At 68.8% G+C, this 22,529-nt stretch carries 20 protein-coding genes; 6 read left to right on the top strand and 14 right to left on the bottom strand.

Annotated elements, in window-relative coordinates; all coding sequences use genetic code 11:
- Window positions 1-17: 17 nt before the first annotated feature.
- From VME70_08475 to dxr, 4 genes are read right to left on the bottom strand one after another with little or no spacing between them, the layout of a single operon-like run.
- The gene (locus VME70_08475; protein HTW20229.1) at window positions 18-884 is read right to left on the bottom strand and encodes a GNAT family N-acetyltransferase; all 867 of its coding nucleotides are present in this window, start codon (window positions 882-884) and stop codon (window positions 18-20) included.
- On the bottom strand, window positions 881-2,038 hold the full coding sequence (gene ispG / locus VME70_08470) for a flavodoxin-dependent (E)-4-hydroxy-3-methylbut-2-enyl-diphosphate synthase (GenBank protein ID HTW20228.1): 1,158 nt from the start codon (window positions 2,036-2,038) through the stop codon (window positions 881-883). Before ispG ends, VME70_08475 begins: the two co-directional genes overlap by 4 nt.
- A 17-nt stretch (window positions 2,039-2,055) precedes the next feature.
- Window positions 2,056-3,237 carry a site-2 protease family protein gene (locus tag VME70_08465; GenBank protein HTW20227.1) on the bottom strand — a complete coding sequence of 394 codons (1,182 nt, stop codon included), beginning with the start codon at window positions 3,235-3,237 and terminating at the stop codon, window positions 2,056-2,058.
- Complete coding sequence (gene dxr / locus VME70_08460) at window positions 3,234-4,484, bottom strand: 1-deoxy-D-xylulose-5-phosphate reductoisomerase (GenBank protein ID HTW20226.1); 1,251 nt, start codon at window positions 4,482-4,484, stop codon at window positions 3,234-3,236. The genes VME70_08465 and dxr overlap by 4 nt, the downstream gene beginning before the upstream one ends.
- A gap of 12 nt (window positions 4,485-4,496) precedes the next feature.
- On the opposite strand from dxr, the gene gabT reads away from it, so the two are divergent.
- The gene (gene gabT / locus VME70_08455; protein HTW20225.1) at window positions 4,497-5,828 is read left to right on the top strand and encodes a 4-aminobutyrate--2-oxoglutarate transaminase; all 1,332 of its coding nucleotides are present in this window, start codon (window positions 4,497-4,499) and stop codon (window positions 5,826-5,828) included.
- A 10-nt stretch (window positions 5,829-5,838) separates the two neighbouring features.
- Here gabT and VME70_08450 read toward each other — a convergent pair whose 3' ends face one another.
- Window positions 5,839-7,053: a saccharopine dehydrogenase C-terminal domain-containing protein gene (locus tag VME70_08450; protein HTW20224.1), complete on the bottom strand. Its 1,215-nt coding sequence runs from the start codon at window positions 7,051-7,053 to the stop codon at window positions 5,839-5,841.
- A 124-nt stretch (window positions 7,054-7,177) separates the two neighbouring features.
- Here VME70_08450 and VME70_08445 point away from each other — a divergent pair, with 124 nt between their 5' ends.
- The gene (locus VME70_08445; protein ID HTW20223.1) at window positions 7,178-8,890 is read left to right on the top strand and encodes an APC family permease; all 1,713 of its coding nucleotides are present in this window, start codon (window positions 7,178-7,180) and stop codon (window positions 8,888-8,890) included.
- Window positions 8,891-8,899: 9 nt separating this feature from the next.
- Here VME70_08445 and speB read toward each other — a convergent pair whose 3' ends face one another.
- The 8 genes from speB to VME70_08405 form a co-directional block, all read right to left on the bottom strand.
- The gene (speB, locus tag VME70_08440; GenBank protein HTW20222.1) at window positions 8,900-9,862 is read right to left on the bottom strand and encodes an agmatinase; all 963 of its coding nucleotides are present in this window, start codon (window positions 9,860-9,862) and stop codon (window positions 8,900-8,902) included.
- Window positions 9,859-11,130 (bottom strand): nucleotide disphospho-sugar-binding domain-containing protein, encoded by a 1,272-nt coding sequence (locus VME70_08435; protein HTW20221.1) that lies wholly within the window; start codon window positions 11,128-11,130, stop codon window positions 9,859-9,861. The genes speB and VME70_08435 overlap by 4 nt, the downstream gene beginning before the upstream one ends.
- Window positions 11,131-11,143: 13 nt before the next feature.
- Window positions 11,144-12,505 (bottom strand): FAD-dependent oxidoreductase, encoded by a 1,362-nt coding sequence (locus VME70_08430; GenBank protein ID HTW20220.1) that lies wholly within the window; start codon window positions 12,503-12,505, stop codon window positions 11,144-11,146.
- A 9-nt stretch (window positions 12,506-12,514) separates the two neighbouring features.
- A complete protein-coding gene (locus VME70_08425; GenBank protein HTW20219.1) occupies window positions 12,515-13,318 on the bottom strand; it encodes an ABC transporter permease in 804 nt (267 codons plus the stop codon).
- A 10-nt stretch (window positions 13,319-13,328) separates the two neighbouring features.
- Window positions 13,329-14,195, bottom strand: a complete 867-nt coding sequence (locus VME70_08420) for an ABC transporter permease (protein HTW20218.1) — start codon at window positions 14,193-14,195, stop codon at window positions 13,329-13,331.
- On the bottom strand, window positions 14,192-15,439 hold the full coding sequence (locus VME70_08415) for a spermidine/putrescine ABC transporter substrate-binding protein (protein ID HTW20217.1): 1,248 nt from the start codon (window positions 15,437-15,439) through the stop codon (window positions 14,192-14,194). The genes VME70_08420 and VME70_08415 overlap by 4 nt, the downstream gene beginning before the upstream one ends.
- Window positions 15,426-16,523, bottom strand: a complete 1,098-nt coding sequence (locus tag VME70_08410) for an ABC transporter ATP-binding protein (GenBank protein ID HTW20216.1) — start codon at window positions 16,521-16,523, stop codon at window positions 15,426-15,428. The genes VME70_08415 and VME70_08410 overlap by 14 nt, the downstream gene beginning before the upstream one ends.
- Before the next feature lie 71 nt (window positions 16,524-16,594).
- Window positions 16,595-18,025, bottom strand: coding sequence for a gamma-aminobutyraldehyde dehydrogenase (locus VME70_08405; protein HTW20215.1), 1,431 nt, complete (start codon window positions 18,023-18,025; stop codon window positions 16,595-16,597).
- 111 nt (window positions 18,026-18,136) lie between these two features.
- Between VME70_08405 and VME70_08400 the strand changes: the two genes are divergently transcribed.
- Genes VME70_08400 through VME70_08385 form a run of 4 tightly spaced genes read left to right on the top strand, consistent with a single transcriptional unit; the run spans window position 18,137 to window position 21,950 of the window.
- Window positions 18,137-18,598: an Lrp/AsnC family transcriptional regulator gene (locus VME70_08400; protein ID HTW20214.1), complete on the top strand. Its 462-nt coding sequence runs from the start codon at window positions 18,137-18,139 to the stop codon at window positions 18,596-18,598.
- Window positions 18,595-19,974, top strand: coding sequence for an aspartate aminotransferase family protein (locus VME70_08395; GenBank protein ID HTW20213.1), 1,380 nt, complete (start codon window positions 18,595-18,597; stop codon window positions 19,972-19,974). Before VME70_08400 ends, VME70_08395 begins: the two co-directional genes overlap by 4 nt.
- 3 nt (window positions 19,975-19,977) lie before the next feature.
- Entirely contained in the window at window positions 19,978-20,616 is a 639-nt protein-coding gene (locus tag VME70_08390) for a pyridoxamine 5'-phosphate oxidase family protein (GenBank protein HTW20212.1), read from the top strand.
- Entirely contained in the window at window positions 20,616-21,950 is a 1,335-nt protein-coding gene (locus VME70_08385; protein ID HTW20211.1) for an FAD-binding oxidoreductase, read from the top strand. Before VME70_08390 ends, VME70_08385 begins: the two co-directional genes overlap by 1 nt.
- On the opposite strand, the gene VME70_08380 is transcribed toward VME70_08385, so the two are convergent.
- Window positions 21,940-22,529: ROK family protein (locus VME70_08380; GenBank protein ID HTW20210.1), on the bottom strand; the 590-nt coding region annotated here is incomplete at its 5' end. The two genes, VME70_08385 and VME70_08380, sit on opposite strands and share 11 nt — an antisense overlap.

The following is a 22,529-nucleotide window of genomic DNA, read 5'->3' as shown; positions in this document are numbered from 1 at the left end:
CCATCGAGGCAGACGGATCAGAAGAGGATCGAGGCGAAAGTTCCGATCTCTCCGAAGCCGACCCGCTCGTAGGAGCGGCGGGCGGGCTCGTTGAAGTCGTTGACGTAGAGCGAGACGGCGGGCGCGACATCACGCAGGCAGGCCGTCACCACCGCGGCCATCCCCGCGACCGACAGTCCTCGCCCGCGCAACTCGGGATCCACCCAGACGCCCTGCACCTGGCAGGCCGAAGGTGTCACCGCGCCAACCTCGGCCTTGAAGACGACCCGGTTGCGGTCGAAGCGCGCGAACGCCCGGCCGGAAGCGACCAGCTCACGGACCCGGGCCCGGTACGCGGCGCCGCCGTCGCCGACAGTCGGTGAGACACCGACCTCCTCGGTGAACATCGCGATGCTGGCCGGCATGAGGAGCTCGAGCTCGTCCGGGCGCACCCGGCGGACCTCCGGGTCCGGTGCGACCTGGGGGTTGGCGGTCGTGACCATCAACGGCTGGCGCCACCGCGCCTCGCGCGGCGGGCCCCAAGCCGGGCCGAGCACCTCCCACAGCGCGGCGACCGCCCCCGCAGGCCCCACGATCGACGAGCACCGGCGGCCCTGGCGAACGCCGTGGCGCGCGAACGCCTCGAGCGCAGTCGGGTCCCCCCCGACCGGGATCAGGTTCGCGCCGGCATAGCAGAGCGCGTCGAGCCCACCTTCGCGGCCATAGCCCCAGACCTGCGCGCCGAGCCGGGAAGGATCGAGGCCGACCGCGTCGATCCTGGAGGTCACGAAGACGTTGGCGACCGGGTCACGGCCCAACAGCTCGAGCGCACGCGGCACGTCGCGGTCGCCCAGGACACGCACGAAACCGCCGTCGACGGCCGTGGCGCCCCGCAGTACGGTCATCCGACCGAGACGCTCGGCTCGCCGGGGGCACTGCCAGCGGTCTCCATGTCTTCGGCGATCCGCATCGCTTCCTCGATCAAGGTCTCGACGATCTGGGACTCGGGGACGGTCTTGATGACCTCACCCTTGACGAAGATCTGGCCCTTGCCGTTGCCCGATGCGACGCCGAGGTCTGCTTCCCGAGCCTCGCCCGGGCCGTTGACCACGCATCCCATGACCGCGACGCGCAGCGGCACGGTCATGCCGTCGAGCCCGGCCTGCACCTGCTCGGCGAGGGTGTAGACGTCGACCTGCGCGCGCCCGCACGACGGGCACGAGACGATCTCGAGCCGGCGGTCACGCATGCCGATCGACTCGAGGATCGCGATGCCGACCTTGACCTCCTCGACCGGTGGCGCGGACAGCGACACCCGGATCGTGTCGCCGATCCCCTCCGCGAGCAGGGCCCCGAAGGCGACCGCCGACTTGATCGTGCCCTGGAACAGCGGCCCGGCCTCGGTGACACCGAGATGCAGCGGGTAGTCGCAGCGCTCGGCAAGAAGCCGGTACGCCGAGATCATGACCACGGGGTCGTGGTGCTTCACGGAGATCTTGATGTCGTGGAAGTCGTGCTCCTCGAACAGCGAGCACTCCCACAGCGCGCTGTCGACGAGCGCCTCGGCGCGTGGGCCGCCGTACTTCTCGAGGAAGCGCTTGTCGAGCGAGCCGGCGTTGACCCCGATGCGGATCGGAATGCCGGCCGACCGGGCCGCCAGCGCGACATCGCGCACCCGCCCGTCGAACTCCTTGATGTTGCCCGGGTTGACCCGCACCGCGGCGCAGCCCGCATCGATCGCCGCGAAGATGTAGCGCGGCTGGAAGTGAATATCTGCGATCACCGGGATCTGCGAGTGCTTCGCGATCTCCGGCAACGCCTCCGCGTCGTCCTGGCTCGGCACCGCCACCCGGACGATCTGGCAGCCGGATGCGGTCAGCTCGGCGATCTGCTGGAGCGTGGCGTCGATGTCGGTGGTCTTCGTCGTCGTCATCGACTGGACGCTGACCGGAGCGCCGCCGCCGACCGGCACGGAGCCGACCTGGATCTGACGGGACGCCCGGCGCGGGGCGAGCGAAGGTGGTGGCAGCTCGGGCATTCCGAGTGAGACCGAAGTCATGTCAGACGCTTCTTCTCCTACTGCAGGCGGATCGGGTTCACGATCCCGGCGTAGAGCAGGATCAGTGACAGCCCAACGAAGGCCGCAACCACAGCGTAGGTCAGCGGCAGCACCTTCATGATGTCCACGCGACCCGGGTCGCGGCGCCCGATGGCGCGGTAGAGCCGGCTGCGGGCCTCCTCGAAGGCCAGGATCCCGACGTGACCGCCGTCGAGCGGGAGCAGCGGCAGCATGTTGAACAGCCCGACGAACAGGTTCAGCTCGGCGACGAGAAGCAGCAGCGAGGCGACCTTCTCACCGAGCGTGGCGCCCGAGGCACTGATCTGGCCGCTGACCCGGGCGACGTCGACGACGCTCGCGGCACCGTTCTGGCCGCGCGGCTTGCCCTCGACGATCTGGGCGACCTCGTGCGGCAGGCCGCCGATCGCGGTTCCTGTCGACTTGATGAAGTCCCCGAGCACGCCGAAGGTCCGGCCGAACGCCGCGGCGAAGCTGACCCGTGCGGCGTTCTCCTCGTCGACGACCCCAATCCGTCCCTCGGTCCGGCCGCCCACCACAACCGGTTTCGGCGTGAGGCGCACGGTCGTGAGCACGCCCTGACGCCGGACCACGATCGACACCGGCTGGTCGGCGTGCGAGCGGAGGACGTTCACGAAGTTGTCCCCGGACGAGCTGATCGGCTGGCCGTCGATGCTGACGAGTACGTCGCCCGGGCGCAGCTTGCCGAGCGCGGGCGCACGCTGGTCGGACGCGGTGCACGTTCCGCTCGGGTTGCCCGTGACGCATCGGCTCACCTGAGCCACGGAGAAGTAGCCGCGGATCGGGTCTTCGTGGGTCGTCGCGAGGATGCCGAAGACGAGCACGATCGCGATGATGAAGTGCACGAAGGACCCGGCGCACAGGACGATCGTGCGCTTTCCCGCGGGCTGCTTGTAGAAGGCGCGGTCGGAGTCGGCGGGGTCGATCTCCTCCAGGGCGGTCATACCCTCGATCTTCACGAAGCCGCCGGCCGGGATCGCCTTGATGCCGTACTCGGTCTCGCCGCGGCGGAACGACCACAGCGTCGGGCCGAACCCGACGAAGAAGCGGGACGCCTTCATGCCGAAGGCCTTCGCGGTCGCGAAGTGTCCGGCCTCGTGCAGCATCACCGAGAGCAACAAGGCCAGCGAGAAGGCAATGACGCCGATCGCGTAGCTCACCCGCCGGACTCCTTCGCCACGAGCTCATGGACCCGGCGCCGTGCCCAGGCCTCTGCCTCCTTTACATCGGCCACGGAGGTCAGCGGCGTGAGCCCTTCTTGCGAACCCAGCACTTTCTCGATCGTGTCGACGATCCCGAGGAACGGCAGCCGGCCGGCCACGAAGGCGGCCAGTGCCTCCTCGTTGGCGGCGTTGTAGACGGCCGGTGCGGTGCCGCCGGCCTTCCCGGCCGCCCGGGCGAGCTCGACCGAGGGGAAACCCTCGTTGTCCAGCGGCTCGAAGGTCCACGCCGACGGAGTCGACCAGTCGACCGCGCCCGCGGCGCCGTCGACCCGGTCCGGCCACGCGAGCGCCAGCGCGATCGGCAGGTGCATGTCCGGCGGGCTGGCCTGGGCGATGGTCGAGCCGTCGATGAACTCGACCATCGAGTGGACCACCGACTGCGGGTGGACCACGACGTGGATGTCGTCGTAGTCGATGTCGAACAACCAGTGCGCCTCGATCAGCTCGAGTCCTTTGTTGACCAGCGTGGCCGAGTTGACGGTGATCACCGGACCCATGTCCCACGTCGGGTGCGCCAGCGCCTCGGCGAGCGTCACGTCGTGCAGCTCGTCGCGTGCCTTGCCGCGGAACGGACCGCCGCTCGCGGTCAGGACCAGCCGGCGGACCTCGGCGTGCGCGCCGGATCGCAGGCACTGCGCGATCGCCGAGTGCTCCGAGTCGACCGGAACGATCTGCCCGGGCGCCGCACGCGACGTCACCAGCGGGCCGCCGGCGATCAGGGACTCCTTGTTGGCGAGCGCGAGGGTGCGACCCGCGTCGAGCGCGACAAGCGTCGGTCCGAGGCCGATCGAACCGGTGATCGCGTTGAGCACGATGTCGCACTGCCAGCCGGCCACCTGCTCGGCGGCGTCGCCGCCGGCGAGCAGCTTCGGGAGCGCGAACTCCCCCCGGCTGAACCCCCGCCGCTGCGCTTCGGCGTACAACGCGAGCTGGAGGTCCTCCATCGCCTCCGCCCGCGAGACGCCCACCACATCGACGCCGAACTCGAGCGCCTGCTGGGCGAGCAGCTCGGCGCGGCCGCCGCCCGCGGTGAGGCCGACGACCCGAAACCGGTCCGGCGAACGGCGGACGATATCCAGCGCCTGGGTGCCGACCGATCCGGTGCAGCCGAGCACCACGACGTCACGCCTCACCCCTCCATTGTCGCCCCTCGGCTGAGGGATCGCTGAGGTCCGGATCGGCATATCGTGGTGATCATGAGCGAGTCATCCGAGTCCTTCGCGGTCCCTCAGCAGCGCCGGCTGGTCACCTCCGTTCCCGGCCCGAAGTCCCAGGAGCTGATGGCTCGTCGCGCGGCGGCGCTGCCGCCCGCAGTCGGCACGACGCTCCCGGTGTTCGCGGTGCGCGCACAGGGCGGGATCGTCGAGGACGCCGATGGCAACCGGTTCATCGACCTGGCCGCCGGCATCGCCGTGACCACGGTCGGCTCGGCCGCATCGCGCGTGGTCGCCGGCGTGAAGGAGCAGGTCGAGCGGTTCACCCACACCTGCTTCCAGGTGACGCCGTACGAGTCGTACGTCGAGGTCTGCGAGCGGCTCAACACGCTCACGCCCGGCGACCACGAGAAGCGCTCCTACCTGGTCAACTCCGGCGCCGAGGCGGTCGAGAACGCGGTGAAGGTCGCGCGGTACGCCACCGGGCGCGGCGCGGTCGTCGCCTTCGATCACGGCTTCCACGGCCGGACCCTGCTCGCGATGTCACTGACCGGCAAGGTCATGCCCTACAAGCAGGGCTTCGGACCGTTCGCACCCGAGGTCTATCGGGCGCAGTACTCCTATCCGTTCCGCGGGACCGGCGACCTGGCGTCGACGATCGCCTGGATCGAGAAGACCGTAGGCGCCGAGAACATCGCCTGCATCGTCGTCGAGCCGATCGCCGGCGAGGGTGGCTTCATCGTTCCCGAGCCGGGCTGGCTGGCGGGCCTGTCCGCCTGGTGTGCCGACAACGGCGCGCTGCTCGTCGCGGACGAGGTCCAGAGCGGCATCGCGCGCACCGGCAAGTGGTTCGCCAGCGAGCACGACGGGATCGTCCCGGACATCGTCACGACCGCCAAAGGCCTCGGCGGCGGCCTGCCGATCGCGGGCGTGACCGCTCGCGCCGAGCTCGTCGACCGGGTGCATGCGGGCGGGCTCGGCGGCACGTTCGGCGGCAACCCGGTGTCGTGCGCGGCGTCACTCGCGGCGCTGGACACCATCGAGAAGGACGGGCTGCTCGCCCGAGCGCAGGCGATCGGCGAGCTCATGACCACCCGACTCGGCGCGCTGCAGGCGTCGTACCCGGCGATCGGCGACGTCCGAGGGCGCGGCGCGATGATCGCGATCGAGCTCGTCGGCACCGACGGCATCACCCCCGACGCCGACCTCACGAAGCGAGTGGCAGCGGCCTGCCACGCCGAGGGCGTTCTCGTGCTCACCGCCGGCAGCTACGGCAACGTGCTGCGCTTCCTGCCGCCCCTGGTCATCTCCGACGACCTGCTCGACGATGCACTGGGCGTGCTCGACAAGGCGCTCGCCCAGCAGACGCAGTAGCCGAACGAGCTCAGGCCGGGGTGCGCTCGACCATTCCCCACGGCGCGCCGTAGTCCGGCAGCAGATCGAGGAACGGCTGCGGGTCCAACGCTTCTGGTCCGAGGACTCCGGCACCCGACCACGTGCCGGCCGCGATCAGCTCCATCGCCACGATCGGGTTGAACGCGGTCTGCCACACCACTGCCTGCGAGCCCCATTCGCGCATGCAGGTCTCGTTGTCGGCGACCTGATAGAGGTAGACCTCGCGCGGGTTGCCGTCCTTGCCGGTGCCGGTGACCAGCGTCCCGGCGCAGGTCCGGCCGCGCATCTTGTCGCCGAGGGTTGCGGGGTTCGGCAGGCAGGCCGCCACGACGTCTCGGGGAGAGACGGCAGTGCTGCCGACCTCGACCGGCTCGACCGAGTCCAACCCCAGCTTGTGCAGCGTGGAGAGCACCTGGATGAACTCGTTGCCGAGGCCGTACTTGAACGTCACGCGGTTGGCATCGATCCACCGAGGCATGAGGAGAACCTCCTCGTGCTCCACGTTCACGCACTCGACCGGACCGATCCCCTCGGGGAAGTCGAAGACCTCCGGCTCGCTGAACGGCGCGGTCGTGAACCAGCCGCGACCCTTCTCCCAGATGACCGGCGGGTTCAGGCACTCCTCGATGGTGGTCCAGATCGAAAACGTCGGAGCAAAGTCGTAGCCGTCGACGACGAGATCAGCGCCGTCCCGGACGCCGAGCTGGTCGATCGAGGAAAACAGCTGGTCCGCGGCGTAGCGGGCGAACACGTCGGACAGGCCCGGCTCGACGCCGATGCCGGCGAGCGCGAACAGCTCGCGCTTCTGCCACTCCTCTGCCCTCGCGAACTGCTCGTCGCCGAGCATGACGCCGGTCTTCGCATAGGGCTCGTCCGGATGCGGGTGCGACAGGGACATCGCCATGTCGAGGTACGTCGTACCGGTCTCGAAGGCGGCGTCGAAGATCGGCATGACGAAGCGCGGGTCACACGCGTTGAGGACCGCATCGGCCTTGGTCGCGCGGAGCAGCTCGGCAACGGCAGCGGTATCGCTCGCGTCAACCTGTACCCCGGTGAAACGCGGGTCGTCGGTCGACTCGGCGGCCTTGCGGGCGGCGGCGTCGTTGTAGTCCGCGAGGACGACAGCGGAGAAGAACTCACGGCGGGCCGCGATCCGGGCCGCGGCCGCACCGACGCCGCCGGACCCCACAATGACTACACGCATCCGCGCACATTAGCGCCCGGCTCGACGGAATACGAGGTTACGGGGGCCATTTTCGACGGAAACCCTTGCCAACCGCCGCGATTGATGCGAGAACCTTTGCTACACACCTGGGGAGGGGCAGTCGATGACAGCCGCGATCACCGAATCCGAGGCGCCGACCGGCAAGGGTCTCAAGGGCGGCACGCTCGGCCTGTGGTCCACCGTCGTGGTGGGCGTCGCGTCGACCGCACCGGCCTACAGCCTGGCGGCGACGCTCGGTTTCATCGTGGCCTTCGTCGGGCTGCAATCCGCCATCGTGGCGGTCCTCGCCTTCATCCCGATGTGGATGATCTCGGTCGGCTACAGCGAGCTGAACAAGCAGGACCCTGACTGCGGCACGACCTTCACCTGGGCGACCCGCATGTTCGGCCCGCGGGCCGGCTGGTACATGGGCGGCTGGGGAATCATCGCCTCCGACATCCTGATCATGGCCAGCCTGGCGCAGATCGCCGGCCAGTACGTGTTTCTCCTCTTCGGCGCGGACAAGATCGGCGACAACGCGGCAAGCGGATGGGTGTTGCTGATCGGCCTGCTCTGGATCGCCCTCATGACCTACATCTGCTACCGCGGGATCGAGGTCTCGGCGAACATGCAGAAGGGCCTGCTCGCCATCGAGGCTGGGATGCTGGTCGTCTTCGCCACCGTCGCCCTGATCAAGGTCGGCACCGGTCACGCCGGGCCGACCCACGTCGACCCGTCGTGGAGCTGGTTCAACCCGTTCAACATCCCCAGCGTGTCGGCCTTCGTCGCCGGCCTGATCCTCATGATCTTCATCTACTGGGGCTGGGACACCGCGGTGACGGTCAACGAGGAGACCAAGGACCCGGCGAAGACCCCGGGTCGCGCGGCCGTCATCTCGACCATCCTGCTGCTCGCCATCTACGCCGTGGTCATCCTGGCCGCGCAGTCCTTCGCCGGCGTCGGCGCCCACGGGATCGGGCTCGGGAACCCCAACCACTCGAACGACGTTCTCAACGTGCTCGGGCGAGCGGTGTTCGGCCACTCCGCGATCGGCACGATCTGCGTCAAGCTGCTGCTGCTCATGGTGCTGAGCTCAGCCGCGGCATCGACTCAGACCACGATCCTGCCGACCGCGCGGACCTCGCTCGCGATGGCGGTCTACCGGGCGATCCCCACAACGTTCGCCAAGATTCACAAGCGGCACCTGACCCCGACCAACTCGACGGTCGCGATGGGCCTGATCTCCGCGGTGTTGTACGTGATCATGAACTACCTCTCGCACGGTGAGGTGATCAGCGACTCGGTGACCGCATGTGGCGTGTTCATCGCGCTCTACTACGGCACGACCGGATTCGCCTGCGCGTGGTGGTACCGCAAAACCTTGTTCAGCAATCCCCGCGACCTGTTCATGCAGGGCATCATCCCGGTGACCGGCGGCGTCATCCTGTTCATCGTCATGGGCTGGAGCGCCTACCTGGACTGGCTGAACCCGTACGCGAAGCACTACAACCCGACCGAGGCGAGCTTCACCGGTTGGCAGATGACCTTCCCGCCGCACTGGGCGATCGGCGGCGTCGCCGTGCTCGTCGTCGGAGCGGGACTCATCGGCCTCATCGCGATGGTGACCTACGGCATCGCCCGCCCGGCGTTCTTCCGGGGCGAGGTGCTGAACAAGTACACGCCGACGCTGGTGCCGGAGACCACCGGCGTGCCGGCCGGCTTCCCGCCACAGATCGGCAGGGACGACGTCGCCGCGGACATGCCGTTGGTGCCACCGGAGTACGACGAGCCCACCGGCCCGACTCCTGTCGAGGGCGTCGACGAGGCTCCGCACTAGGCCGGCGGGCTAGGCCTTCCGCCGGCGTACGGCGATGCCGGAGAGCACCTCGAGCACGACCCGGTTCGCGAGCATCGCGGTCACGTCGGCCGTGTCGTAAGCCGGCGCGACCTCGACGACGTCGAGCCCGACGACCGGCAGGTTGATCGCCAGCCGGCGCACCGCGTCGAGCAGCTGACGACCGGTCAGACCACCCGGCTCCGGCGTACCGGTGCCCGGCGCCATGCCGGGGTCGACGACGTCGACGTCGATCGAGAGGAAGACGCCGTCGCAGTCGTCGACCGCGATCGACTCGGCCTCGTCCAGGCATTCGTCGAGCCCGCGATCAACCACCTCGGTCATCTCGAACCAGCGCATCCCCTGCTCGGCCATCCACGCGAGGGTGGGTGGCTCCGGCCAGTAGCCGCGCAGCCCGACCTGCAGGAAGCGGTCACCGCGCGCCGCGCCGCTCTCGATCAGCCGTCGCATCGGCGTTCCGTGGCCGTAGAGCGAACCCCACTGCTCCTCGCCGGTGTCGGCATGCGCGTCGAAGTGCACGACCGAGACCCGGCCGGCGCCGAAATGACGCGCGACTCCCGCGATGTCCGGCCAGGCGATCGTGTGGTCGCCGCCGAGGATCACCGGGATGGCGCCCGCGGTCGCCACCGCGGCCACGGCGTCCTCGAGCCGGCGGAGGGACAGCTCGGTGTCGGTCGGTGGCATCTCGATGTCGCCGGCGTCGACGACCCGCAGGTCCTGCAAGGCGTCGACGCGCAGGCCGATGTGCGGCCGGGAGCCGTCGTGCGGCAGGTAGTCGGTCGACCGGATCGCCATCGGGCCGAAGCGTGCGCCCGAGCGGTACGACGTACCGCTGTCGAAGGGCGCGCCCAAGATGACGATGTCGGCGCCGGCGTAGGACGCCGCATCGTCGAGGTCGCATCGGTCGACCCCTAGAAACGTCAGGTCCGGACCGAACATCGGCACCCTCGTCATGACGCCACCCCCTCCAACAGATCGGCCGCCCGCTCGGTCCCCGGCGTGGCCGAGAGTCGCTCGGAAATGTCCCACAACCGGCCGGCACGGGCGGGATCCTTCAGCACCGCATCCAGCGCGGCGCCGAGCTCTCGGGCGCCGGCCTCGTAGGTCGACAGGCGAACCCCGAGGCCGGTCTCGTGCACCCGCTGGGCGTTGTCGTGCTGGTCCCAGAACAGTGGCAGCACGATCATCGGCTTGCCGAAGTACAGGCACTCGGTCACCGTGTTGTTGCCGCCGTGAGTGATCACCGCATCGACCTGCGGCAGCACCGCGATCTGCGGCAGGTACTCCGCGCCGGTCATGCCCGGCGGCAGCTCCAGCTGGTCGTGCAGCGGCCCCTTGGACACGATCACCCGGCAGTCGAGCTGACCGAGCGCGTCGACCAGCTGCCGCATCAGCGGGAGGTCGGCACTGCCCAGCGAACCGAGGCTCAGGTAGACCAGCGGCAGTCCCGGGTCGCCGAGGTCGGCCGGCACGTCGTAGCCGGTCTCGCTCTCCCGGACGTTGGCCGGCAGCCGCTGCCACGGTCCCGGCAACGGTTGGGAACGCGCATAGTCGAGCTCCTCCGGGTACAGCGAAAGGTTGAGGTAGCTCGAGGTATGGATGAACTCCCCGCGGGGCAGCGGCGGCGCGCCGCGGTCGCGGCAGGCGTGGTCGAACTCCTCGTGCAGCGGACCGAGCACGCGTTCCGCCTCGATCCGGTACTCGCCCCACTGTGTCCGGTCGTCGGTGGGGTAGCCGGAGAACACCGGCGGCAGGTCGGGGTCGGGGATCTCCAACGGGTTGCACGACATGATCCGCACCCAGGGCCGCCCACGGGCGAGGATCGCCGGGAACGACACGACGTTGTCCTCAACGGTGACATCGGGATCCACCTCGGCGAGCACGTCCGCCAACCGCGCGTCGACGTAGCGCGCTCCGTCGCACAGCGCCTCGAACGTCGGCTTGATGAAGCCGGCCAGCGCCTCGATGGTCGGCCGCCGGAAGATCGGCGAGGTCTCGCGGACGAAGTCCTTCCAGAACTGCCCGGGCGCCTGCGGCTGGTCCGGCGGCGGCGCGAGCTGCACCAGACGCTCCTCGAACCCGCGTGCCTCGAGCGTCCCGGCGAAGGACTCCTCGACCACGAACACGACGCGATGGCCGCGGCGCAGCAGGGCCTGCCCGATGCCCGCGCAGTTGTTGGTCGGCCCGAATGCCGCCTCGGGGAAGAACAGGAAGGTCGCCATCACCGGTCCCCGATCACGAGTCGAAGCCGATTCCCATGTGGTCGAGCATCCGCAGCCACGGGCCGCGCTGCCCCTCCCGCTCGTCCGCGCGGGCGAGCGCCTGCCGGGTCACAGCGACCACTCCGGTGCGCAACGGCTCGGGCGGGAACGGGAACGGCGCCTTGCGGACGTAGTCGAGCATCAACAGGTCCGATCCCGGGTCGAGCAGCATGTCGGCGAGGATCCGCGCCGCGAAGCACGTGGTCGCGACTCCGAGCCCCGTGTAGCCGAGCGCATAGCCGACCCGCCCGCCCATCGCCGTACCGAAGACCGGGGTGAAGCGACTGGTGGTCGCAATCGGGCCGCCCCAACGATAGGGGAAGCCGAGCCGCGCAAGCTGCGGGAACATCCGGCGGAAGTTCGCCTCGAGGACCGTGAAGGTCTCCGGCCGGTCGTCGTAGCGCGGGCCGACCCGACCGCCCGGGTAGTAGACCGCGTCGTAGCCGCCCCACAGGATGCGATCGTCCTTCGTCAGCCGGAAGTAGTGGAACTGGTTGCCGGAGTCGGAGATGCCCTCACGGCCGGACCAGCCGACCGAGCGACGCTGGTCCTCGGTGAGTGGGTCGGATACGAGGACGTAGTCGTAGACAGGAACGAAGTGCCGGCGGGTACGCCGCAACACCCGTCCGCTGTAGGCGTTGGTCGCAAGCACGACCTGCTCGCACTGCAGTGTTCCGCGGTCGGTCCGCACCGCCAGCCGGGAGCCGGACCGGCCGACCGACACCACACCGGTGTGCTCGTGAATGACGGCGCCGAGTCCCTCGGCTGCTCGGGCCAGACCGTGGCAGAGCTTCGCGGGGTCGAGGACTCCCCCTGCATCGGGCCGCTTCACCGCACCGAGCACGATCGGCGAGTTGAGCAGCTCACGGGTCTGGTCGCGGTCCAGGATCTCCGCGCGATGCCCGTACTGCCGCTCCGCGTCGGCCCACTCGGCCAGCCCGTCCACTTCATGCCTTCGGGTCGCGACCTCGATGTTCCCGACCGGCTCGTAGTCCGCGTCGATGCCATAGTCGGCAAACGCCTTGGTCATGCGCGAGTAGTTCTCGACGCCGAGGACGTCGAGGTGTGCGATCTCGTCCGGGAAGTGCTTGATGCCGTTCAGCAAGCCGTGCGTCAAGGACGGGTCGAGGAAGCCACCGTTGCGGCCGGAGGCGCCGTACCCGACCACATCCGCATCGCAGATCACGACGGAGAGCGGCTGGGCTCGTTCGAGCAGCTCGATCGCGGTCCACAACCCGGTGAAGCCGGCGCCGATGATCACGATGTCGGCGTGGCCGTCCCCCGTCAGTGGCGGCCGCGGATCCGACAGGTCGCGGTCGAGCCAGTAGCTGACCATCCGTAGAGGTTAAGTGCGCCGGCGGGCAAGGATCACGCTCGTGATCGCGATCAGCACACCGCCGAGGAAGATCAGCGTGCCCATGACGTTGACCTGTGGCGGAACCCCCAGGCGGGTCGCACCGAACACCCAGAGCGGGAAGGTCAGCGTCTGGCCGGCGTTGAACTGGGTGATCACGAAGTCGTCGATGGACAACGCGAACGCGAGCAGGCAACCGGCGATGATGCCGGGCAGCAGCAGCGGCAGGGTGACCAGCCGGAACGTCGTGAACGGGCCGGCGCCCAGGTCCCGGGCGGCCTCCTCGAGGTGCACGTCGTAGCCTGCCATCCGAGCGCGTACGGTGACCGCAACATAGGCGATGTCGAACATCACCTGCGCGATCACGATCGTCCAGTAGCCGCGCGGGATGTTCGCGGTGATGAACAACGACAGCAGCGCGGTGGCCAGCGTGATCTCGGGCGCCGCGATGTTCGAGAACAGGGTCAGCTCGGTGACCGTCGTACCCCGGAACCGCCACCGGCCCAGCGCGAAACCCATCGGCGTGCCGAGCAGCGCCGAGATCGCCGTCACGAGCAAGGCGATCGTGATCGAGTTGACCAGCGCGTTGGTGAGGTCCGGTATCGCGAACAGCGTGCGGTACCAGTGCAGCGTCAGGCCCTGCCAGGTGTAGTTGAACTTGCCCTTCGTGTTGTTGAAGCCGAACGCGATGATCACGAAGATCGGCAGCATCAGCCAGAAGATGATCAGCCAGGTGTAGGCCTGCATGAGCCGGGCGCTGACCCGGCCACCCGCCGCCCGCGCACCGGCGGCCACTACGACCGCCTCATGCGGCCGCCGCCTCGAGCAGGTCTCCGGTGCCGAGCGCGCGGGCGTAGATGAAGATGCCGATCAGCAGGATCGCCATGAGCACGATCGACAGCGCCGAGGCATCCGGGTAGTCGGCGTTGGTGAGATAGAGGGTCTGGATGATGTTGCCGATCATGGTCTGGCCGGTGCCGCCGAGGATCGACGCGTTGACATAGTCCGATGCGACGGGGACGAACGTCAGCAGCACGCCGGCGAAAATGCCGGGGACCGTGAGCGGGAAAACCACGCGCAGAAAGGTCTGCCGGCGGGTGGCGTAAAGGTCGCTCGCCGCCTCGAGCAGGCTCGGGTCGATCCGCTCGAGCGCGACGTAGATCGGCAGCAGCATGAACGGCAGGTAGTTGTAGACCAGCCCGGCGATGACGGCGATCGAGGTCGCGAGGACGTGAAAGTTCTGCGAGACGATCCCCGCGTCCTTCAGCCAGCCGAGGATCAGCCCCTGGTCACCCAGCAGGAACTGCCAGGCAACCGTCCGCAGCACGAAGGTGACGAAGAACGGCAGGAGGACGAGGAAGAGGTACGTCGACTTCGCCCGGCCGCCGAAGAACGCGATCCAGTACGCCATCGGGTAGGCGAGCAGCACGCACAACGCCGTGGCGACCACGCCGTACCACAGCGAGCGGAGCAGCTGGTCGTGGTAGAGCGAGAGCATGTGCGAGTAGGCCGCGAAGTGCCAGGTGAACGTGAAGCCGTTGATCAGGTTCCCGGTCTCGAGCGACAACGAGATCATCACGAACATCGGCAGCACGAAGAAGATCGCGAGCCACAGCCCGCCCGGAAGGACGGAGAAGTAAGGCCCGCTGGCCGCACGCAGCCGAGCGATCATGACTGGTAGATCGGCTCGAAGATGTTGTTCCAGGTGTTGAGTTCGGAGTTGTTGAGGGTCCGGTAGCGATAGAGCTTGCTGTAGTCGGCCGCGGTCGGGAACACCAGCTCGCTGTTCGCGATCTGCTCGAGGGTCGTCTTGTTCGAACCGCTCGCCTTGTCAGCGTCTGCCTGGATGAACTGCTTCGCGGCCGGCACGGGCGTGATGTAGTTCACGTACTCAGCGACCTCTGCGGCGATCTTCGGCCGGTAGTACCAGTCGATCAACATCATCGACGAGACTGGATTGCGGTTCTCCTTGAGCAGCGTCATGTTGTCGGTCCAGAGCACCGCACCCTCTTTGGGGATGATGAACTTCAGGTCCTTGGCGCCCGACTCGAGCGCCTGGAAGATGTCACCGGACCAGGCCTGGCAGGCCCACACGTCACCGGTGCTGAGGGCGTTGATGTAGTTCTGCTGGTAGTACTGCCGGACGATGCCGGCCTTGCGCTGCTGGGTCAGCTTGGTCGCGGCCTGCTTCCACTGGGTCGGGCCGGTCTTCTGCGGGTCGCCGAACATCGCGACCAGGCAGGGGTTCGGCAGGTCCTCGTTGTCGGCGAACATGCCGACCTTGCCCTTCAGCGCCGGGTCCCACAGATCCCAGTAGCTGGTGATCGGCTTCGGCACCTTCTTGGTGTTGTACGCGATCCCCGTGATCCCGGACTGCCACGGCACGCTGTAGACGTTGCCCGGGTCGTACGCGGACTTCTTGTACGTCGGGTCGGCGTACTTCTCGAAGTTGGGCATCAACGCGTGGTCGAGCGGGATGAACAGCCCGAGCTCGAGGAAGCGGGTGAAGTCGATGCCGTTGGTGATGACCGCCACGTCGTAGCCGGAGTACTGGCCCGCCGACAGCGAAGGCTGGACCTTGGCGAAGAACGTGTCGTCGTCCTGGATGACCTCGCTGTAGTTGACCTTGATTCCGGTTGCGGCGGTGAACTGGTCGATCGACGGGTGATCGCCCTTGCTCTTGCCGACATCGATGTAGAGCGGCCACTGGGCCCAGTTGACCTCGCCGGTCTTCTTCTTGCCGGTCCAGTAGTCCTTGATCTGCTTCTGCAGGTTGGTGCCGGTGGCCTGCTTCTTCCCCTCGCCGCTGACCCCGCAGGCCGCGAGGGTCGCCATCCCGGCGCCGAGCCCGGCATATCTGAGCAGGTCGCGGCGTCCGAGGCGCAGGACGTTCGGGCCGGGTTCAGTCGTCGTCATCGGAGGCCTCCTCGGAGGGTTCGGCGTCGAAGAGCTGGTACGCGTTCTGCTGTGCCCATCCGACCCAGACCTCGTCGCCGCGAACGGGCGCAATCAGGTCTTCCCCTGCGTTGAGCTGGTAGACGACCAGCTCCCCCAGCAGGGTCGTGACGGTGAAGTTCGTCGAGGTGCCGAGGTAGACGACCTCGCTCACCGTCGCCCGCAAGGCGCAGCCGTCGGCCGGCCTCGACAGCGACATCGTCATCTTCTCCGGTCGCACGGTCGCCGCGATCGTCTGGCCGGAACTGGCGGTCGAACGCAGCGGGATGACGACCGACTCGGCCTCGGAGGTGCGCATGACGGCGCCGGCTGCGCCGACCGACTCGACGATGCCGTGCAGGATGTTCGAGGTTCCGATGAAGCCCGCGACGAAGCGGGTCGCCGGCTGCTCGTAGAGCTCTCGCGGCGTGCCGAGCTGCTCGATCTTGCCGTCGCGCATGACCACGAGCCGGTCCGACATCGTCAGCGCCTCGCTCTGGTCGTGCGTGACGTAGACGAAAGTGATCCCGACCTCGCGCTGGATCCGCTTCAGCTCGATCTGCATGTTCTGCCGCAGCTTGAGGTCCAGCGCGCCGAGCGGTTCGTCGAGCAAGAGAGCGCGTGGGTGGTTGACCAGCGCGCGCGCGAGCGCGACCCGCTGCTGCTGACCGCCGGAGAGCTCCTTGGGGCGGCGGCGCTCCCGCCCGGTCAGCTCGACCAGCTCGAGGGACTCGGCCACCCGCTTGCGTACGTCGGACTTGCCGACGCCCTTGCGTTCGAGGCCGAAGGCGATGTTCTGCGCGACCGTCATGTGCGGGAACAGCGCGTAGTTCTGGAAGACCATGTTGACGTCGCGGCGGTTCGGCGGCGTGGTGGTGACGTCCGTGCCGTAGAGCAGGACCTTGCCGCTGGTCGGCTCCTCGAAGCCGGCGATCATCCGCAACGTGGTCGTCTTGCCGCAGCCGCTCGGGCCGAGCATCGAGAAGAACTCGCCTTCGTGGATGGTGAGGTCGATGTGGTCGACCGCCGCAACCGAGTCCTTCTGGCTGACGAACTCCTTCGCCACGCCGACCAGCTCGATGGCAGCAGCGGCGGTCTCCGACCGGTCGTCGGGGCGGGCCTCGCTCAGGTCGGTGCTCACTCGCCGAGACTGCTCATGACGTGCTTGATGCGGGTGTAGTCCTCGAAGCCGTACATGGACAGGTCCTTGCCGTAGCCCGAGTGCTTGAACCCACCGTGTGGCATCTCCGACACGAAGGGGATGTGGGTATTGATCCAGACACAGCCGAAGTCGAGCTGTCGCGACATTCGCATCGCCCTCCCGTGATCCTTGGTCCAGACCGACGCCGCGAGACCGTACTCCACACCGTTGGCCCACTCCAGCGCCTGTGCCTCGTCGGAGAACCGCTGCACCGTGATCACCGGCCCGAAGATCTCGTCCTGGATCATCTCGTCGTCCTGCTGCAACCCGGCGACGACCGTTGGTGCGTAGAAGTACCCCTTCTCGCCGACCCGCTCGCCGCCGGTGCGCACCGAGGCGTGGCTCGGTGCCCGCTCGATGAACCCGCTCACCCGCTTGAGCTGGTTGGCGTTGTTGAGCGGGCCGAAGTCTGCCTCGACGTCGTGACCTCCGGTGGTCTGACCCTTCGCGGCCGCGGTGAGCGCGTCCAGGAAGTCGTCATGCACCTTCGGTCCGGCCAGCACCCTGGTCGCGGCGGTGCAGTCCTGGCCGGCGTTGAAGTAGCCACCCATGGAGATGCCGGCCGCGGCCGCTTCGACGTCTGCGTCGTCGAACACGATGCACGGTGCCTTGCCACCGAGTTCTAGATGTACGCGCTTGAGGTCGTCAGCCGCGCCGATCGCTACCTCGCGCCCGGCTCGGACGCTTCCGGTGATCGACACCATCCGAGGGGTCGGATGGCTCACCAGCGCCCGGCCGGTGTCGCGATCGCCGCAGATCACGTTGAACACGCCGGGCGGCAGGAACTCCTGGGCGAGGTCTGCCATCCAGACCGTCGACATCGGCGTGGTGTCCGACGGCTTCAGGACGATCGCATTGCCGGCGGCGATCGCCGGCGCAAACTTCCAGACCGCCATCATCATCGGGTAGTTCCACGGCGTGACCTGGGCACACACCCCGACCGGCTCGCGCCTGATCATCGAGGTGTGGCCGGTCATGTACTCGCCGGCCGACCGGCCCTCGAGCATCCGCGCGGCGCCCGCGAAGAACCTGATCTGGTCGACCGCGGGCGGGATCTCCTCCGACCGGGTCAGCCCGCGTGGCTTTCCGGTGTTCAGGCATTCGATGTCGACGAGTTCGTCGGCCCGGCTCTCGATCGCGTCGGCAAGCTTGAGCAGCGCGACCTGACGCTCGGCCGGCGTCGCGTCGCGCCAGACCGAGAAGCCTTTCTCCGCCGCCTCGAGCGCGCGCTCGACGTCCGCGGAACCGCTCAGCGGGGCAGAGGCGTAGGCCTCGCCGGTGGTGGGATCGATGACCTCGGTGGTTCGCCCGTCGATGGCGCCGGACTGTTCACCACCTATCACGTTATGTGCCTCCGGCCGCGCCATAGGGCTGACTCTGGCATCGCAACGCGCCTTCAGCAAGGGAATCCGCAGCAAAAACACGAATTCTCCACGGATTCGCTTGCAAAGCCCGCGCCGCGACGGCACAGTCGAGGCATGCCAGCGCTGACGACCGTGCTCGACGACGCCAATCGGGCGATCATCGAGCAGCTGCAGGCGGACGGCCGCCGGTCCTATGCCGCGATTGCCAGTGCGGTGGGGCTCTCGGAGGCCGCCGTCCGCCAGCGGGTTCAGCGCTTGCTCGACTCCGGGGTCATGCAGATCGTGGCCGTGACCGACCCCACTCAGGTCGGGTTCACCCGGCAGGCCATGGTCGGCGTGCGCGCGGATGGCGATCTCGACGAGGTCGCCGACAAGCTCGCCGCGCTTCCCGAAGTCGACTACGTCGTCGTCACCGCGGGCTCGTTCGACCTCCTGGTCGAGGTGGTCTGCAACGACGACCAGCACCTGTTGTCGTTGCTCAACAACGCGATCCGGACCGTGCCGGGGGTTCGCGACTCGGAAACCTTCGTCTATCTCAAGCTGGCCAAACAGACCTACACCTGGGGCACTCGATGAGCACAACCCACCAAGACGCCGCTGCCCTGCAAGCGGCGGCCCGCCGGCACCTGTGGATGCACTTCACGCGGATGTCGTCGTACGCCGAGCACGAAGTGCCGATCATCGAGCGCGGCGAAGGCGCCTACGTCTGGGACTCCCACGGCAAGCGCTACCTCGACGGGCTGTCCGGCCTGTTCGTGGTGCAGGCGGGGCACGGCCGGCAGGAGATGGCCGACGCGGCCGCCAAGCAGACCGCCGAGCTCGCCTACTTCCCGCTGTGGTCGTACGCCCACCCGGCCGCCATCGAGCTCGCCGAGCGGCTCGCGAACTACGCGCCCGGCGACATCAACCGGATCTTCTTCACGACCGGCGGCAGCGAGGCCGTCGAGAGCGCATGGAAGCTCGCCAAGCAGTACTTCCGCACGATCGGCGAGACCACCCGCTACAAGGTGATCAGCCGTGACATCGCCTACCACGGCACGACGATGGGCGCGCTGTCGATCACGGGTCTGGCGGCGATCAAGCCGATGTTCGAGCCACTCGCACCGGGCGGTGTCAAGGTCCCGAACACGAACTTCTACCGCGCGCCGGAGCACGGCGACGACCTCGACAGGTTCGGCCAGTGGGCCGCGGACGAGATCGAGCGGGCCATCCTGCGCGAAGGGCCCGAGACGGTCGCCGCGGTCTTCCTCGAGCCGCTGCAGAACTCCGGCGGCTGCTTCCCGCCGCCGCCCGGATACTTCGCCCGCGTCAGGGAGATCTGCGACCGGTACGGCGTACTGCTGGTGAGCGACGAAGTCATCTGCGCGTTCGGCCGGCTCGGCCACTGGTTCGGCTCCGCACGCTACGGCTACCAGCCGGACATCATCACCGTTGCGAAGGGAATGACGAGCGGCTACGCGCCGATCGGCGCGATGCTCGTGTCCGACCGGATCATGGAACCCTTCCTGCACGGCGAGCGGTCCTTCCTGCACGGGATCACCTTCGCCGGTCACCCGGTCTCCTGCGCGGTCGCGCTTGCGAACCTCGACATCTTCGAGCGCGAAGGACTGCTCGAGCACGTCCGATCGAACGAAGCGGCCTTCCGGGAGACCCTCGAGCGGCTCTATGACCTTCCGATCGTCGGCAACATCCGCGGCGACGGCTACTTCTACGGGATCGAGCTGGTCAAGGACAAGACCACCAAGGAGACCTTCGACGACGACGAAAGCGAGCGGCTGCTGCGCGGATTCCTGTCCGGAGCGCTGTTCGAGGCCGGTCTGGTGTGCCGCGCCGACGACCGCGGCGATCCGGTCATCCAGCTCTCACCGCCGCTGATCTGCGGGCAGGCCGAGTTCGACGAGATCGAGCAGGTCCTGCGCGCAGTCCTCACCGAGGCGTGGTCGCACCTGTAGATCATGGCAACGCAACGGGCGAGCAGCCCGCGCACGCGGGTACGACGTCTTCCGGAGAAGGCCGTCTACGACCGCACGACGCTCGACGCAGTCCTCGACGCCAGCGTCGTCGCCCACGTCGGCATCGCCACGGACGGCCAGCCGTTCGTGATGCCGTGTGGCTACGCCCGCGACGGCGATCACCTGCTCCTGCACGGCTCGACCGGCAGCCGGCTGTTCCGAGCCCTCGGCGCGGGCGCGCCGGCGTGCGTCACCGTCACCGTGCTCGACGGGCTCGTCGTCGCCACGTCGCTGTTCGAGTCCTCGATGCACTACCGCAGCGCGGTCGTGCTCGGGTCCGGAGCCGCACTGACCGGGGACGCGAAGCGGCACGCCCTCGACGTGCTGGCTGACCACCTGCTGCCCGGCCGGCGCGCGGAGGCCCGCCCGCCGAACCGCAAGGAGCTCGCCGCGACGTCGGTCATCGCGATCCCGATAGAGGAGTGGTCGGTCAAGGTCAGCGACAGCCCGCCCGCTTTCATCGACGACGACGCGGGCTGGAGCAACTGGGCGGGCGTCGTGCCGCTGCGACTGCGTGCCGACCCGCCGGTCACCGATCGCGGCGGCGAGCCGCCGGCGTACCTCGAGACCTGGTACCGGTGATGAAGCTCCCCTCGCTCTGGCTGGAGAACTGCGGCGACGACCTCACCGCCCGGCCCGCACTGCCCGGACACCGCAACGTCGACGTCGCCATCGTCGGCGCCGGGTTCACCGGCCTCTGGACCGCGCACCATCTGCTCCGCCACCAGCCGAGCCTGCATGTAGCGGTCATCGAGCGGGAGATCGCCGGGTGGGGCGCCTCGGGTCGTAACGGCGGCTGGTGCTCGGCGTTGTTTCCCGCCTCCTGGTCGCGCGTGGCCAGGGAGCACGGAGCAGACGCGGCGCGGCGCATGGAGGCGACTCTGCAGCGCACGGTCGATGACGTCGGCGCCTGGTGCGACGAGTACGCCGTCGACGCGCACTACGCGAAGGGCGGCACGCTGAGCCTCGCCCGCGGCGCCGCACAGGTGACCCGGCTGCGCGCCGACCGCGACCACGCGGGCACCTGGCTGGACGCCGAACAGGCTCGCGCTCGCGTGGCAGCCGCCGGGGTCGACGGTGCGAGCTACACCCGGCACTGCGCTGCGATCCACCCGGCGCGGCTGGTGCGCGGGCTGGCGCGCGTCGTCGAGTCGCAGGGCGGGCGCATCTTCGAACGCACCTCGGCCACCGCCATCCACCCCGGCCGGGTCGTGACACCGCACGGCACCGTGCGCGCCGGCACGATCATCCGCGCGACCGAGGGCTACACCGCCGACATCCCCGCCACCCACCGGCTGCTCGCGCCGGTCTGGTCACTGATCGTCGCGACCGAGCCACTCGAGCCCGAAGTGTGGGAGCGCATCGGCTGGCGCGATCGGGAGACGCTGAACGACGAGCGGCACCTGATCATCTACGCGCAACGCACGGCCGACGGGCGCATCGTGTTCGGCGGCCGGGGGGCGCCGTACCGGTTCGGCTCGCGGACCGGCGGCACCGCCGGCCACGATCGGACCTACGCCGAGCTCGAACGCACGCTGCGAGAGCTGCTCCCCCAGACCGGTCAGGCCCGCATCACGCACCGCTGGGGCGGCGTCATCGGCGTGCCCCGCGACTTCATGCCGTCGGTGACCCTCGACCGCCAGACCGGCCTGGGCTGGGCCGGCGGTTACGTGGGCGACGGGGTGGCCTGCACCGCGCTGGCCGGCCGCACGCTCGCCGACCTGGTGCTCGAGCGCGACACCGACCGCACGCACCTTCCCTGGGTCGGCCATCAGTGGCGACGCTGGGAGCCCGAACCGCTGCGCTGGCTCGGAGTGCGCGGGATGACGGCGCTGATGGGATCGGCCGACCGAGCCGAGCAGCGCAGCGGCCGTCCCGCCCGGCGAGCGCAGCTGCTCGACCGGCTCACGGGCTGACGGTCAGCGCCGCTCCGATGATGCCCGCCGCATTGGCGAGCTGAGCCGGAACGATCGGGGCGCGCGCCTCGAGCAAGGGCATGAACTTGTCGGGGTTCTTGCTCACTCCGCCGCCGATGATGAGCAGGTCCGGCCACAGCAGCGCTTCGAGCACCTCGAGGTAACGGTTGAACCGCCGCGCCCAGTGCTTGTGGCTGAGCTGCTCCTGCTCTCGCACGGTCTCCGATGCCCGCGTCTCGGCGTCGTGCCCGTCCACCTCGAGGTGGCCGAGCTCGGTGTTCGGCACCAGCGTCCCGTCGAGGAACACGGCCGACCCGATGCCGGTGCCGACGGTCAGCATGACCACCACGCCGCCGACCCCTCGGCCCGCGCCGAAACGCAGCTCCGCGATACCGGCGGCGTCGGCGTCGTTGACCGCCCGGACGGCCAGCCCGCCCAGCTGTTCGGACAGCGCGGCCTCGACCGACGTACCGATCCAGGACGGGTCGATGTTCGCCGCGGTCTGCGCGGTCCCGTTCTTGATGACCGACGGAAACGCACAACCCACCGGGCCGGAGTAGCCGGCCTGCTCGACCAGGC

The organism is Mycobacteriales bacterium, from assembly GCA_035504215.1.
Lineage (GTDB): Bacteria > Actinomycetota > Actinomycetes > JAFAQI01 > JAFAQI01 > DATAUK01.
Note: the sequence above shows the minus strand (reverse complement) of the source record. Positions and strands in the feature narration are given on the sequence as shown.